The organism is Myxococcus sp. CA051A, assembly GCF_013336705.1.
In the GTDB taxonomy this organism is placed as follows: domain Bacteria; phylum Myxococcota; class Myxococcia; order Myxococcales; family Myxococcaceae; genus Myxococcus; species Myxococcus llanfairpwllgwyngyllgogerychwyrndrobwllllantysiliogogogochensis.
In genome coordinates this window covers 367,885-382,163 of sequence record NZ_JABUMS010000007.1, presented here as the reverse complement: position 1 = coordinate 382,163, position 14,279 = coordinate 367,885, and the positions used below count along the sequence as shown (strand labels likewise).

Here is a 14,279-nt window from a genome sequence, read left to right as displayed (position 1 = left end):
CAGCGGGCACGTCGGTGGATCCTCCGCACGAACCGGTCGGATCCACACGGACTCCAGCGGACCTCCGAACCTCGCGGCCCACGAGCCCAGGACACAGCCCCCGCGCTCACGGCGCCGGGGCCCGGTGCCTCACTTCTTCTTCTGCTGCATCGCCGAGGCGACCAGGTTCATCAGCTTGAGCTGCACCGGGGACAGCTTGCGCAGGTTGCGCATCAGCCGCCGCATCTCCGGCGTGTCATCCTCGCGAGACTTGCTGCCCGCCTTGTCCTTCGCGGGCGGCGGCGCGGCCAGGTCATCACCCAACCCCAGCAGTTGGTGGGGCGGCACATTCAGCACCACGCACAGTCGCCGCAGGTTCTGCACGCTGGGGAGCATGTGACCTCGCTCCAGGCGGCCGTACACCTCCGACGCCATCCCAATCCGCTCCGCCACATCGGCCTGCGTCAGGCCCATCCGCACCCGGGCAGCCCTCGCCGCCGCGCCCAGCATGCTCGCCAGTTCTGTGTCCATGCGTGTGTCAGTCGTCCACGAAAGGAGGGCCCCGCTCCAGGCGCCTCGGAAGCCCCTAGATAACCCTGAAGGTCGGGTACTTTCACCATACCTTCAGCGTTTTTTCAAACGCGCGCCACGCCTCGCGCGCGCCTCTCGCGGCCTCCCGCTTCACTCGCACGTCACGGTGATGAAGACGCGCTCTCCGCCACGTCCATCAGCGCGCGGCGTCGCTCCGCCGCGGTGAAGAGCAACGCCAACGGCAACCCGAGGAACACGGCGTGCAACACGATTTGGGGGAACTGCGGCACGTCGAGGAACCACGGGTAGTAGCCCCGCGCGATGAACTGGAAGTCCACCAGCCACACCGCGATGCCGAACAACATTCCCACCGCGGCCTGGAACTCCCAGCGTCCCCGTCCATCCACCGGAAGCATGGCGTCGAGGAACGAATAGAACACGCCCACCAGCGCGGACACCGCCAGGTGGAGGCCCACGCCCACCAGCACCATCGTCCCCATGGGGAAGCCTTCGCCAAAGACTCGAGGCCCCAGCACCATGCCCGCGGACATGCGCACCGGCCGCATGGGACTGTCACCCGCGGCCAGGGCCATCACCACCTCCGCCAACCCCAACACCACGCCCGCGATGACGCCGAACAGCAGCCCGTTCGTGGCAGACCAGGGGGTGTATCTGCGCCGTGCCGCCATGGCTTCTCCTTGTCCGGGGCCACGTGCCTCCCCGTGTGTCGAAACGTGAGCACGCGGGCCGCGAGCGGGCAGCCAGGGCACGACGACGGCTCGGGGTGCCGCCTCCCCCCCGGCCACCCGGGCGGGCTCGTCCTCTTCTCGGGCGAGGGCACGGCGAGGCTGATCCCCCGCCCTCCTCCCGAGCAGAGGACCCCTCGTCACCTGTCGTTTCTTCCGGCCTCTTTCGCTTCCTCCTGTAACTCCTTCAGCTTCGAACCATCTCCCCCGCACCCAGAGGGGACGAACGGGGTGGATCCGCGCGGGCACGGGATTGGCAAGGGAGTCCCCCTGGAAAGGAACGTCGACGCCAGGACATGCCGCAGCTCCGCCAACGCCCACCCGGACCGCACCGCATCCACTACTCGCCCCAGGCGTGGCGAGAGGTGGGGCGTATGAGCGCGGAGGCCTTCGGGGCGCTGCAGGGCGCGCTGGAGCGGCTGGGGGACACCACCGTGCGGGGTCCGTTGCCCGAAGGCGGCGGCCTGGGTCGACACGTGCTGGCGCACCATGGGCTCGTCCTGGGCTACTCGTGGGACGAGCGCTCGCGCACGTTGACGTTGCTCTCCCTGGAGCGCGAGCCGTGAGCGCCGGCCCCCCGCCACTCAGGCGGCGATGGGCAACATGCTGCGCACCGCCTCCAGCAGCTCCTCCACGGAGAAGGGCTTGCGCAGGAGCGCATTGGCGCCAGGTGGAATGTCGGTGGTGACGGCGGTGAGCACCATCACCGGAACGTTTCGCAACCGGGGGATGGTCTGCCGCCGCGCGAGGAACTCATGCCCGTTCATCTCCGGCATCATCAAGTCCAGCAGGATGAGCCGGGGCACGTAGCGCACGTCGGAGAGCTCCTCCATCGCCTCGCGCCCATTGGTCGCGATGGTGACGTCGTAGCCCTCGCTCTCCAGAATCTCCGCGATGGCGGCACGGATGTCGTCCTCGTCCTCCACGACGAGCACGGAGCTGTGCTTCGCGACGCTGGCCATGGTGGACAGCATAGAGGTCCCCTCCCCCTCACGGCGACCCTGGGGGCGAGTCTACGCGGCGAAAGTGGACAGAATCGTGCGCCCACGCGTCGGGCGCCACGCACCCTGACGGGGAGGACGGGCTCGCTCACGACGCGCGGGAAACACGCGAGGCGCGAGGTGATGTCACGGGTGGAGTGCCAGCGAGGTGTCGCAGCATCGGCCAGGTCGGCCGCCCCCCACGGAAACGTACATTCCCGCACGGGGACCTGCGGCCGAGGGGCCCGGGACTTACCCTCACGCCGTTCCACGCCCTAGCTTGAGGCGCCATGTCCCGCACGACGGACAGCTCGACGACACGACAGCCAGGCAGTGCACCGGGAAGGGCTTGGAAGGCGCGGGCCTGGGCCGAGCTGGAGGCCGCACGCGCCCGCGTGCTGCGCATGCTCGCCGGACTTCCGGAGCACGTGCTGATGAACCAGCACTCGCCGTTGATGTCACCGCTCATCTGGGACGTCGCGCACGTCGCAAACTACGAGGAGCAGTGGCTGCTGCGAGCGCTCGGCGCACCGGCGCTGACGGACCCGGCCTTCGACGCCATCTACGACGCCTTCCAGCACCCCCGGAACACGCGCGCCCTGTTGCCGCTGCTGTCCCCCGAGTCCGCGTTCGCCTACGCCGCGCGCGTGCGTCAAGCCGTGCGCGCGCACCTGTCGGACCACGTGCCCGAGGACAGCGAGGCGCCGCTGCTGGTGGGCGGGTACGTCTTCGGCATGGTGGCACAGCACGAGCAGCAGCACGCGGAGACGCTCGCCGCCACGCTCCAGTTGATGACGGACGTGGAGTACCGCATCAGCTCGCCGCGTCCGCATCCGAGCCCCGTTCCCATCACCCGCCAGCCCGTCTTCATCCCCGGCGGCACGGTGCGCCTGGGCAGCGAGTCACCGTGGGCGTACGACAACGAGCGGCCCGCGCACGCGCGCGAGGTCGCGCCCTTCCTCATGGATGCGCACCCCGTCACCAACGGGGACTACGTCGCCTTCGTCGAATCGGGGGGCTACGACGACGCGCGCTGGTGGCATCCCAAGGGCTGGGACTTCGTGCGCGCGGAGCAACTGCGCCACCCGCAGTTCTGGCTGCCCCAGCAGGGCGGGCACTGGCTGCGCAGGCGCTTCGGACAGGTGGAGCCGCTGCCCTCGAACGAGCCGGTCCAGCACGTGTGCTGGTACGAAGCGGACGCGTACGCGCGCTGGGCGGGGAAGCGGCTGCCCACGGAAGCCGAATGGGAGACAGCGGCGCGCGGCTCGGACGGCGTCGCGCGCGAGCACCCGTGGGGCGACGACGCGCCCACGCCCGCGCACGCCAACCTGGGCGGTGACGCGTGGGGCCCCGCGCGAGTGGGCAGTCATCCCCAGGGCGTCAGCAGCGAGGGCGTCTGGGGCCTGTTGGGAGATGTCTGGGAATGGACGGCGAGCGACTTCCATCCCTATGCGGGCTTTCGCGCATATCCCTATCGCGAGTACTCGGAGGTGTTCTTCGGCGACGACTACAAGGTGCTTCGAGGCGGGGCCTGGGCGAGCGCGCCCGTGGCGGTACGCAATGGCTTTCGCAACTGGGACTACCCCATCCGGCGGCAGATTTTCGCCGGCTTCCGTTGTGCGTCAGAGGTGAGGTGAATCAATGAGGTCGACAGTGCAGCCGGTGGAGACGACTTCGGGCGAGGGGACGCGGGCCGTCCCCGGGGTGAAGGTGGAGGTGTACGTGAAGCCGGGCGACGCGAAGCGCGCCCTGCGACAGGAAGTGCTCCAGGGGCTGTGCGGCTCGCCCAAGGAGCTGTCACCCCGGTGGCTCTATGACGAGCGGGGCAGCCAGCTCTTCGACGACATCACCCGCCTGCCGGAGTACTACCCCACGCGGCGTGAGCGGGAAATCCTGCTGGCCCATGCAGGAGACGTGGCGAGGCTGAGCGGCGCGACGACGCTCATCGAACTGGGCAGTGGCACCAGCGAGAAGACGCGCCTGCTCCTGGATGCGATGGAGGAGGCGGGACAGTTGTCGCGCTTCGTTCCGTTCGACGTGAGCGAGGCGTTCCTCCGGCGCGCGGCGGCGTCCCTGGCGCGCGAGTACCCGGGCATCACCGTGCACGCGGTGGTGGGCGACTTCGAGCACCACCTGTCGTGCCTGCCCGGAGGCGGACGGCGACTGGTGGCGTTCCTGGGTGGCACCATCGGCAACCTGAAGCCGACCGAGCGAGCGCGCTTCCTGCGCGAGCTGTCCTCGGGCCTGCAGCCCGGTGACGGCCTGCTCCTGGGCACCGACCTCATCAAGGACCGCGCGCGGCTGTTCGCCGCCTACAACGACAGCGCCGGGGTGACGGCCGAGTTCAACCGCAACGTGCTGCGCGTGCTCAACCGCGAGCTGGGCGCGGACTTCGACCCGGAGGCGTTCGAGCACGTCGCGCCCTTCGACGAGCACAACGCCTGGGTGGAGATGCGCCTGGTGTCGCAGCGCACGCAGTCCGTCTGGCTGTCCTCCCTGAAGCGCCGGGTGGACTTCGCCGAGGGCGAGGTGCTGCGCACGGAGGTGAGCTGCAAGTTCGAGCAGGCACGCGTCGAGGCGGAGCTGGACGCGGCGGGGCTGGGACTGGCGGCGTGGTGGACGGACGGAGCGGGTGACTTCGCCCTGTCCCTCGCGCTCAAGCGCGGCTGAGTTCCAGGGGCTCGGACCTGGGGTCGGGCATCACCCGGCCACCAGGTCCGGCGTCATCCGACGACTAACGTCGGGGGTTGCGACGGGACTGCACGCGCACGGGCACGGGCTGCGGCATGGGCCGAGTCCAGGCAAACCACAGCGCGGCGAGGACGGTGACGGCGAGCCCTCCAGCGGCGAACAGCCGCTCCCCCACGGGGCTGAGGTCCACGGTGGCAAGGTGAAGGGGGAGCATTCCGGTGAACGACATGCGGGGAACTCCTTGCGGGGCGCTGCGTGGAGGTCCGGAGGATGGGCTGGGGTGTTGACCCACCACGGGCCGGGGGAACGACAAGGTTAGGGACTCGCGAAAGAATCTGGAAGTCCCCGTGCGACGATGGCGACGCGGCGTGCACGGAAGTGCACCCCTCGTCCCAAGCTCGGAGCCATCCGGTTCATCTTCTCATCCATAATCGGATGGACGTCCGGCGCTCGCTGAATGTTCAGCACCGCGCCACGCCTGCCTGCTCTCGGGCGTCAGACGGGGAGTGCGCCACCGAGCTGGCGCTCCTGGAGCAGCCGCATCAGCTCCACCTTCATGCACCGGTCCTGGACCACGCGGATGCCGGCACGGGCCAGCTTCTCCGCCGCCGCGTCATTGCGGATGCCCAGTTGGAACCACACCGCGCGCGGCTTCTTGGCGAGCAGGTCCGGCACGTGCGCGTCGATGTCCTCCGGGCGACGGAACACCTGCACCAGGTCCACGTCCCCCGGGATGTCCGCCACGGCGGAGTACACGGGCCGGCCGAGGATGGGCTCCTTCTCGCCGTGCACCGACACCGGGACGATGTCGTAGCCGTGTTTCTGGAGGAACGCCGGCACCGAGTACGCCGGCTTGTGCGCCTGCGCCTCCGAGCGGATGCCCAGCACCGCCACCCTCCGCGAGTGCTCCAGCACCTGCCTCACGCCCGCGTCGTCCTCGACGAGATTCGCTCTCCAGTCCATGACCACCTCCTGGAGCCAACCTTGCCACGCTCGCTCCCGGTGACGACCCGTCCGACGCCGAAACGGCGGGTTCGTTCCGCGGAAGGCAACTGGACCCTGGAGGTCCAGTGCTCGGGAGCGCGCGCCTCTTCGTGAGCGGGGACATGGGCCGGGCCAGGGGCTCGGTGGCTCGCTCGCGGGGCGAGGAGGCACCGGCCCGCCATCGTGAGGCCGCGCGACTACTTGGACTGGGAGGACTGGACTTCGATTTCGCGGCACGCCTCGGTGGCCAGCCGGACATCTTCCGGTGAGGCGCCGGGCAGCGTCGCGCAGAGGAACAGGTCGTTGCCCACGCGGCGGGCACCAAAGAGCGCGGGGGCCTGAAGGCCAATGCCACCGTCCGCGAGCTTCGGCGCCATCGTCACGCGCAAGAGCGAGTAGGTGTCCTTGGACTCTTCCTGGTCCAGCGACACCTCGAAGTTCTTCGACTCCTCGCGCACGCGCTCCGCCAGCGCGTCCACGGTGGGCAACTGCTCACCCTGGCCTCGGCGCAGGTCCACTCGAAGCACCGGGCGGCCGGGCGGGCCCGCCTGGAAGCTGTCGTCGGGAGCGACCTGCGCGGACCAACCGTCCGGCAGTGGAACCTTCACACCGGAACGAGGGGTCTGCGCGGCGCCGTCCGGAGAGAGGGCGCCGGAGTCAGCACCCTCGTCCTTGCAGCCCTTGCAGCCGGACAGCAGCGACAGCGCCAGCACCAGGGCTGGCGCGATGTGCGCGCGCTGACGCACCTTACTTCTTCGACTCGCCGCCAGGAGGAGGAGGACGCGCCGAGGCGGCGTTGCCACCCAGGTTCTCCATCTTCAGCGTGCCCTCGAAGACGACGCCACGGTCCATGGACAGCGACGGCGTCTCTAGATTTCCCTTCACGCGGCCCGGAGTCTTGAGCTCGATGATCTGGGTGGCCTTCACGTTGCCTTCGACCTGACCGTTGATGATGACGGTGCCGGCCTGGATTTCGGCATTGACCTTGGCGCCATCCCCAATGACGAGCACGTCCTTGGTGATGATCTGCCCCTGGAACTTGCCGTCGATGCGGACCTGCCCCTCGAAGGTAAGCTTCCCCTCGAACTCGCTTCCCTTGCCCAGAAGCGTATGAACCTCACCAGAGCGCTGCGACACGGATTCCTCCTCCCGCTTGAACAGGGGCTTGCTGGGTGCTTCGTCTTTCTTCCCGCCAAGGAGCGCCACGCGCTACTCCTTCCTGAGCAGCTTCAACAGCCGGTCCAGGTCATCGTAGGAGAAGAAGTCCACCTCGATGGTGCCCTTTCCGGGGCTTCGTTCGGTCAACCGGACCTTCGTCCCCAAACGACGTTGGAGCTCTTCCACCAAGGACTTCACCTGCGGGCTCTGTTTCGGCGGCGTCTTGCCCGCATCCTTCTTGCCGTGGGTGCGACTCTGCTGGACCAGCCGCTCCGTGTCACGCACGGACAGCTTCTTGTCGGCCACTTGCTTGGCCAGGTTTTGCAGCTCGGGCAGGCGGGGGACGCCCAGGAGGGCGCGCGCGTGTCCCATGCTCAACGAGCCGTCCGCCACCATCAGCTTCACGTCCGCGGGCAGCGCGAGCAGGCGCAGCGCGTTGGCCACCGTGGAGCGCTCCTTGCCCACGCGCTGGCTGACCTGCTCCTGCGTGAGGCGGAACTCGTCCGTCAGGCGCTTGTAGCCCTCCGCCTCTTCAATGGGGTTGAGGTCCGCGCGCTGGAGGTTCTCCACGAGGGCCAGCTCGAAGGCCTGGACCTCGGTGACGTCCTTGATGATGGCGGGCACTTCCTTGAGGCCCGCGGCCTGGGAGGCGCGCCACCGGCGCTCACCGGCGATGAGCTTGTAGCCGCCGTCCCCGTCCTTGCGCACGAGGATGGGCTGGAGGATGCCCTGCGTCTTGATGGACTCGGTGAGCTCCTTGAGCTTCTCCTCGTCGAAGTAGCGCCGGGGCTGGTCCTTGTCCCGGTGGATGGCCTCAATCGGGAGCTTGAGGACGCCGGCCTTGAGGGCGGCCTGTTCGGCGGCCTTGCCGGGAGCGGCCTGGGGGATGAGTGCGGAGAGCCCACGACCGAGGGCGCGCTTCTGCGTGTCTGCTTTCACCAAGTCAGGACTCCAGCGCCGCGAGGAGACTCACGACGGGCATGGGCGACGCGGGGGCTCGCGGGGGGCTTCAGGCGACCCGCCGGCGGGGCGTCTTGGGAGTATCGCGCTTCATCAGTTCGCGGCCGAGGGCGAGGTAGCTCTCGCAGCCCTTGGACTTGATGTCATAGAGGATGATGGGCTTGCCGAAGGACGGGCACTCGGACAGGCGCACGTTGCGCGGCACGACGACCTGGAAGACCTGCTCCTTGAAGTAGCCGCGCACCTCGTCCACGACCTGGTGGGCGATGTTGGCGCGAGCGTCGAACATGGTGAGGAGGATGCCCTCCATCTTGAGGTCGGGGTTGAGGCCCTGCTTCACCAGGTCGATGGTGTGCGTGAGTTGGGAGAGGCCCTCGAGCGCGTAGTACTCGCACTGCAGCGGGATGAGGACGGAGTCCGCGGCGGACAGGGCGTTGAGGGTGAGCAGGCCGAGCGAGGGCGGGCAGTCGATGATGATGTAGTCGAACTCGGAGGCCAGGGGGCGCAGGGCGTCGCGGAGGCGGAACTCGCGGTTCTCCAGGTTGACGAGTTCGACTTCGGCGCCGGTGAGGTCGGGCGTGGCGGGGACGACCTGGAGGTAGCGCAGCTCGGTCGGGTGGAAGAGCTCCTTCATGGGGCGGCCATTGAGGAGCGCGTCGTAGATGGTGCCGTGGAGCTTGTCCTGCTTGAGGCCCAGGCCGCTGCCGGCGTTGCCCTGCGGGTCCATGTCAACCAGGAGCGTGCGGCGCTCGGCGGAGGCGAGGCTCGCGGCGAGGTTGATGGCGGTGGTCGTCTTGCCCACGCCACCCTTCTGATTGGAGATGCAGATGATTCGACCCACGAGCCCCATCCTCTCTCTTGCCCGGCGAGAGCCGGGCGCCGTGCGTGATGCGGTGCACGACTGCACGCTGATCCGCTGCTAGCACGCGATTCGGTGTTGGATCAAATTCACGGCGCTCCCAGCGTGACGACTCTTTTCGAGGGCTTCCAAGCAAGCCGGAAGGCCTGATTCCGGAGACTTGGAGCACGGTTTCCTACGTCCAGAACCCGGCCGACCGGGCGTTCGCATCCTGGATTCGGGCGGCGTGGGGAGACTGCTCGGATGCCCTCCTTATAAGGGGGCACGCGGGTGACGGGGGTCGGTGTCACCGCTCAAGTCCGTCCGCGCACGCGTTCCATATGGAACGGGCCTGCTCGACTCGCGACCTCCGTGCACCGTTCAAATGGGTTGGGTGACGTGGAAGCGCTGGGCAACCTCGCCGGACGATGAGGCCCACCCAGGCAGCATCGGAAGTGCCGGTTCGTACCGGCTCGCAACCTTCATCGCATGTCCGCCATGAAGCGCACTGCGGTTGCCCTGCGATGGCGCGCACCCTCCATGCGCTGTCACGAGCCCTCGCGTGAGCCACCTCTTCGCCCGTGACTCGTTCGACATGAAGTGCGCTTCGACTGTCTTCCGCGGTGGCAGCTGTTCATCGCTGCGCTGTTGGTCGCCTTCGCATGAGCCGGCCCACCATGGCTCTCGTCCGTTCAACATGAAGTCGCCTCGGGGTCATCGGAGGTGACGCCCACTCATCGGTGCGTTGTTGGTCGCATTCGCATGAACCGGCCCACCATGGCTCTCGTCCGTTCAACACGAAGCGAAGGGGAACCTCCGCACCGTGCGCCAACTCGATGCAGTTGTCGGAAGCACCAACAGGAACCGGCCGTCACTGTTCATGCCTGTTCGTCATGAGGTGCGGTTCGGCCACCGTCCGATGCGTCGCCCATCGATGCGTCATCATCGAGCGCCCTCGCACGGGCAGGTCCGCCATCTCCATCCATCGCTCGTTGGACTTGAGGCATGGGTCGACCACCGTCCGATGCAGCGCTCCTCAATGCTCATCGGCGAGAGCCTGCGCATGAGCGAACTCGGCACCTCCATCGCTCGTTCGACGGGAGACGTGGGTCGACCACCATTCAGTTCATTGAGGCGTCATCATCGAGACCTCCGCATGCGCCACTTCGCCACCTCCATCACCCATCCGGTGTGAAGCGCTGCACGACCCCTTCCGATGCGTCACCACCAAGAGCCTCCGCATGAACCGGTTCGCCACCTCCCCCGCTCATCCGGCGTGAGGCACCGCACGCCCTCCAATGCGTCGCCCGCCGATGTCTCCTCATCGAGAGCCTCCGCACGAACCAGTTCGCCACCTCCATCACCCATCCAACGCGAGGGGCGGTTTGGCCACTGCCCCATGTGGCAACCCTCGCGCCTCATCAACGAGCCTCTGCATGAACGAGTTCGCTACCGCCAGCCGCCGGTCGACGTGAGGTGTGGTTCGACCACCATCCAGTCCGGCGCCCATCGCGGGCTCATCATCGGAAGCCTCCACGTGAGCGCGCTCACCACTCCCAGCACCCGTTCGACGCGAGGTGCAGTTCGGCCACTGGCCGGTGCGGCGCCCATCGCTGACTCATCATCGGAAGCCTCCACATGAGCGCGCTCACGACTCCCGACAGCCGTTCGACGTGAGGAGTGGCGCGACCAACATCCGGTCCGGCGCCCATCGCTGACTCATCATCGGACGCCTCCACCTGGACGAGTTCGCTACCGCCAGCACCCGTTCGACATGAGGAGTGGCGCGACCACCATCCGGTCCGGAGCCCATCGCTGACGCATCATCGAAAGCCTCCACATGAACGAGTTCGCTACCGCCAGCACCCGTTCGACGTGGGGCATCGCGCGAACACTCTTCGCTGGTTCCAACTGACGCGGCGCGAACCGGCTCGCGACCTCCATCGACCATTCGACATGAAGCGAGGTGCAGCCTCGTTCAGCGATGAACCCCGCCATCCGAGCGCTTTCAGCGGCGCCGCATGAACTGCCCTACCGGCTCAACGGCCAGTTCGACACGCCATCCGTGCCGCGATCACCACGCTGGCATGAACCAGCTCCCCCATCGCCACTCCACATGCGGCGATGCGCGCGGCCGGCGGTGCTTGCCGAAACCCAACTGCCCGTTCGGCACCATCTGGACACGGGGCCGCGGACCGCACCTCCGTTTCACGCGGGCCACGGCGCGCGCGGCATCGAACTCGCCAACTCGCGCCAGACATCTTCCGCATCGATCGATTCAGCGTGAGGTTCTGCTTCGTTCCATCTGATGCGCGCCGCGACCCTCACTCGATGCCGTGAAGTCATCGAAGCGTTGTCCGGCTTCCAGCGCGCGTCCACCGTCCACCGCACAGCTCGCTTCACGCTGAAGCCAGCAAGCATGAGCACACGGCATCGCCACAACCGGGGACGGACCCGACATGGGAACCCTGGGTCGGCACCCGGCCTCGCGAGTCCTCATCTCCACCCCCAGGACTCAGCGCGGTCACTTCGCCTGTTCCGCGTGGAAGGCGACACGCGTTCGTCGCCGCCTCAGCACGCATCACCACCACGGCGTTCCACATGGAACACGGCGGCGGCAACGCGGGCCCAAGTGGCTCACCGTGTTCACACGATGCCCGTTGTCCGCCCCCATCGAACACGACACCCGTTCCCGCGTGGGACACGCCACACGCTGAAGCGCGCTTCGGATGAACACCCGCGCACCACATCGGCGCGCGCGCTCCACGTGGAACAGCCTCAAAGGCCACGGCGACATCGGAACTCGCGCGCGACGCGCTGGCACCAGGCATCTGCCTGTCCGCGACATCGGCTCGGAGCGAGGGGCACGTTGTCTTCGCGGATGAAGTCTGCCCTTCCGACTCGTGACCGCGTTCCATGTGGAACACGGCACGGGGGCCTTCAGACCATCGAGGAAGCGCAGCATGTGAACACCTCCTCATCGGTCTTCACCACCACGTCGATGAGGCCGAGCACACCTCACCACGCGGGCTGCTTCCGCGTTCCACATGGAACACGGCACCGGCGTTCCACCACTACTCGGCACCCATCACCGGTCCACGTGGAACACGACCCGCGTCGCCTCAACGGCTCGCGGCAGCGTCACGCGGGTCAGCGTGGTTGAGCCTCACCGGGCAAAGGCCCAACACCACCACGTGAACGGCTTCTGCGTTCCACGTGGAACACGACCCGCTCGCGACAGCGTCATGCAGAACGGCACCGCGGAGCCTCGCTGGGCCAAGGTCCAACACCACGTTGATGAGGTGAAGGGCGCGCGGCGCGAACCACCTCGCGAACGGCTTCCGCGTTCCACGTGGAACACGACCCGCGTCGCCTCAACTGCTCGCGACAGCGTCACGCAGGTCAGCGCCGTTGCGCATCACCGGCCAAGGCCCACCACCACGTTGATGAGGTGAACGGCACGTAGTCGCCACCACGTGAACGGCTTCTGCGTTCCACGTGGAACACGAACCGCTCGCGACAGCGTCATGCAGAACGGGACCGCTGAGCCTCACCGGGCAACGGCCCAACACCACGTCGATGAGGTGAACGGCACGTAGCGCGCGCCACCTTGAGAACGGCTTCCGCGTTCCACGTGGAACACGGCTCGCATCGACCGCTCGCGACAGCGCCACGCAGGTCAGCGTCGTTGCGCCATCACCAGCCAAGGCCCACCACCATGTTGATGGGGTGAACGGCACGTAGCTCGCCACCACGTGAACGGCTTCTGCGTTCCACGTGGAACACGGGAGCATGAGGCTCCGCTACCAGCACGAGTCCTTGAGACCGGTTCAGGCGTCACCTCGTTCCACGTGGAACACGGCATCGCGTGAGCACGGGTTTCGACCGCTCGCGCGGACCACTTTCGTGTTCCGCGTGGAACACGATTCGCGCCGCATCGACCTCGCATGACCTCACGCATGGCGGCATGCGGACATCATCGAGAACGCGCTCACGACCCTTTCTCGGCGAAGGCATCGACGCATCCGAGCGCTGTCTCTCCGCCGTTCCACGTGGAACACGAACGCGCGTGCATGGGCCGCACGGCACCAGCAACTGGACGGTCCACACCAGTCCACGCACCACCGCGTTCCACGTGGAACACGGCACACGTCGCGCATCAGGAAGTGGGTTCGCCATCTGCTCGGTTCGCGGCAACACGTGGTGATGGAGGCCTCACGTGAGGCCCTCACCACCAGCCGCGGCATCTCGTTGAAGAGGTGGTGAAGCGCGTGATGCGTTCCACGTGGAACACGGATGCTCACCAGAACACCTGCGCGCGAAGGCGGCACATGCGTCGCCAGACCGAGCATCGCGGCGCACCTCCTCCGCGCATCGATGCCGATGCCCGGGCACGTGGAGCGGTGCTCATGCTCGCATCGGTTCCACGTGGAACACCGCACACGAACCATCAGGCGTCGCCACCACGAGACGGCTTCTCAGCCACTTCATCAGCAAGGCGAGGAAGCCAACGCGGCGCTCATCCGGACCCCTTCTTCGTTCCACGTGGAACACGGCGCACGGCATCGCGGGATGGCAGCGGCTTCATGCGAGTTCGCCAGCACCAACACCGTGAAGAAGCTTCGCGGCGGTCTCTTCAACCAGGTGAGGCCAGCACGCGATGGCCATCTGGACCTCTTCTTCGTTCCACGTGGAACACGGCATCGCCGGTTGGTGGAGGCATCACGCAAGTCGCCGCGCATGGCATCGCGAAGCACCTCCTTCAACCGGGCGCGACCTCAACGAGGCCCTCATCCCGGACCTCATCAGGGTTCCACGTGGAACACGGCATCGCTGATTGGCGGGGCTTCGCACGAGTCGCCGTGCACGGCATCACGAAGCCTCTGCTTCAACCAGGCGCGGCCTCAACGAGGAACTCACCCAAGGCCCCGTCACCGTTCCACGTGGAACACGGCATCGCTGGTTGGCGGGGGCTTCGCACGAGTCGCCGTGCACGGCATCGCGAAGCGACTGCCCCAACCAGTTCAGGACCCGTGCCCCCACCCTGGTTCCCTTCATCGTTCCACGTGAAGCACGGCTCGCTGGTTGGCGAAGACTTCAGGCGAATCCGCCGGCACGGCATCGCGAAGCGACTCCTTGAGCTGCTGAGGACGAACTCACCCAAGGCCCCTCCACCGTTCCACGTGGAACGCGGCATCGCCGGTTGGTGGAGGCACCACGCGCGTCGCCGTGCCCGGCATCGCGAAGCACCTGCTCCAACCGGGCGCGGACTCAACGAGAACCTCACCCAAGGCCCCGCCACCGTTCCACGTGGAACGCGGCGCGTGGCAACGCTGGCTGACCGAGGCCTCACACAAGCCGGTGCGCACGCCTTCGCGAAGCGGCTGCTTCAACCGGGTGAAGAAACCCAGA

Annotated in this window: 12 protein-coding genes; 3 read left to right on the top strand and 9 right to left on the bottom strand. The window is 67.5% G+C overall.

Going from position 1 to position 14,279, the window contains the following annotated elements; genetic code table 11:
* Window positions 1-129: 129 nt before the first annotated feature.
* Together HUA74_RS22250 and HUA74_RS22245 are read right to left on the bottom strand one after the other, a co-directional pair.
* Window positions 130-510: a helix-turn-helix domain-containing protein gene (locus tag HUA74_RS22250; RefSeq protein ID WP_141642466.1), complete on the bottom strand. Its 381-nt coding sequence runs from the start codon at window positions 508-510 to the stop codon at window positions 130-132.
* A gap of 161 nt (window positions 511-671) precedes the next feature.
* Entirely contained in the window at window positions 672-1,199 is a 528-nt protein-coding gene (locus HUA74_RS22245; RefSeq protein ID WP_141642465.1) for a hypothetical protein, read from the bottom strand.
* A 353-nt stretch (window positions 1,200-1,552) separates the two neighbouring features.
* Between HUA74_RS22245 and HUA74_RS22240 the strand changes: the two genes are divergently transcribed.
* Window positions 1,553-1,822, top strand: coding sequence for a hypothetical protein (locus HUA74_RS22240; protein ID WP_254625175.1), 270 nt, complete (start codon window positions 1,553-1,555; stop codon window positions 1,820-1,822).
* 18 nt (window positions 1,823-1,840) lie between these two features.
* Here HUA74_RS22240 and HUA74_RS22235 read toward each other — a convergent pair whose 3' ends face one another.
* Window positions 1,841-2,230: a response regulator transcription factor gene (locus tag HUA74_RS22235; RefSeq protein ID WP_141642464.1), complete on the bottom strand. Its 390-nt coding sequence runs from the start codon at window positions 2,228-2,230 to the stop codon at window positions 1,841-1,843.
* Between the two features lie 296 nt (window positions 2,231-2,526).
* On the opposite strand from HUA74_RS22235, the gene egtB reads away from it, so the two are divergent.
* Both egtB and egtD read left to right on the top strand, forming a co-directional pair.
* Window positions 2,527-3,873, top strand: coding sequence for an ergothioneine biosynthesis protein EgtB (gene egtB / locus HUA74_RS22230; RefSeq protein ID WP_141642463.1), 1,347 nt, complete (start codon window positions 2,527-2,529; stop codon window positions 3,871-3,873).
* 4 nt (window positions 3,874-3,877) lie between these two features.
* Complete coding sequence (gene egtD, locus HUA74_RS22225) at window positions 3,878-4,906, top strand: L-histidine N(alpha)-methyltransferase (RefSeq protein ID WP_174456121.1); 1,029 nt, start codon at window positions 3,878-3,880, stop codon at window positions 4,904-4,906.
* A 64-nt stretch (window positions 4,907-4,970) separates the two neighbouring features.
* Here the strand turns inward: egtD and HUA74_RS22220 are convergent, their stop codons facing one another.
* From HUA74_RS22220 to HUA74_RS22195, 6 genes are all read right to left on the bottom strand, one after another.
* Complete coding sequence (locus HUA74_RS22220; RefSeq protein WP_174456120.1) at window positions 4,971-5,156, bottom strand: hypothetical protein; 186 nt, start codon at window positions 5,154-5,156, stop codon at window positions 4,971-4,973.
* 266 nt (window positions 5,157-5,422) lie between these two features.
* Window positions 5,423-5,890, bottom strand: coding sequence for a CoA-binding protein (locus HUA74_RS22215; protein ID WP_174456119.1), 468 nt, complete (start codon window positions 5,888-5,890; stop codon window positions 5,423-5,425).
* A gap of 218 nt (window positions 5,891-6,108) precedes the next feature.
* Window positions 6,109-6,657, bottom strand: a complete 549-nt coding sequence (locus HUA74_RS22210; protein ID WP_141642459.1) for a hypothetical protein — start codon at window positions 6,655-6,657, stop codon at window positions 6,109-6,111.
* A gap of 1 nt (window position 6,658) precedes the next feature.
* Complete coding sequence (bacM, locus tag HUA74_RS22205) at window positions 6,659-7,117, bottom strand: bactofilin BacM (protein ID WP_141642458.1); 459 nt, start codon at window positions 7,115-7,117, stop codon at window positions 6,659-6,661.
* A gap of 3 nt (window positions 7,118-7,120) precedes the next feature.
* Window positions 7,121-8,011 (bottom strand): ParB/RepB/Spo0J family partition protein, encoded by an 891-nt coding sequence (locus tag HUA74_RS22200; RefSeq protein WP_141642457.1) that lies wholly within the window; start codon window positions 8,009-8,011, stop codon window positions 7,121-7,123.
* A 67-nt stretch (window positions 8,012-8,078) separates the two neighbouring features.
* Window positions 8,079-8,870, bottom strand: a complete 792-nt coding sequence (locus HUA74_RS22195; RefSeq protein ID WP_141642456.1) for a ParA family protein — start codon at window positions 8,868-8,870, stop codon at window positions 8,079-8,081.
* Window positions 8,871-14,279: the final 5,409 nt, after the last annotated feature.

Bases quoted from the DNA above. Each gene is read 5' to 3' on its own strand.
- HUA74_RS22235 (WP_141642464.1), bottom strand. From the start codon at position 2,230: ATGCTGTCCACCATGGCCAGCGTCGCGAAGCACAGCTCCGTGCTCGTC.
- HUA74_RS22215 (WP_174456119.1), bottom strand. From the start codon at position 5,890: ATGGACTGGAGAGCGAATCTCGTCGAGGACGACGCGGGCGTGAGGCAG.
- HUA74_RS22240 (WP_254625175.1), top strand. From the start codon at position 1,553: ATGCCGCAGCTCCGCCAACGCCCACCCGGACCGCACCGCATCCACTAC.
- egtB (WP_141642463.1), top strand. From the start codon at position 2,527: ATGTCCCGCACGACGGACAGCTCGACGACACGACAGCCAGGCAGTGCA.
- HUA74_RS22250 (WP_141642466.1), bottom strand. From the start codon at position 510: ATGGACACAGAACTGGCGAGCATGCTGGGCGCGGCGGCGAGGGCTGCC.
- HUA74_RS22245 (WP_141642465.1), bottom strand. From the start codon at position 1,199: ATGGCGGCACGGCGCAGATACACCCCCTGGTCTGCCACGAACGGGCTG.
- HUA74_RS22220 (WP_174456120.1), bottom strand. From the start codon at position 5,156: ATGTCGTTCACCGGAATGCTCCCCCTTCACCTTGCCACCGTGGACCTC.
- egtD (WP_174456121.1), top strand. From the start codon at position 3,878: ATGAGGTCGACAGTGCAGCCGGTGGAGACGACTTCGGGCGAGGGGACG.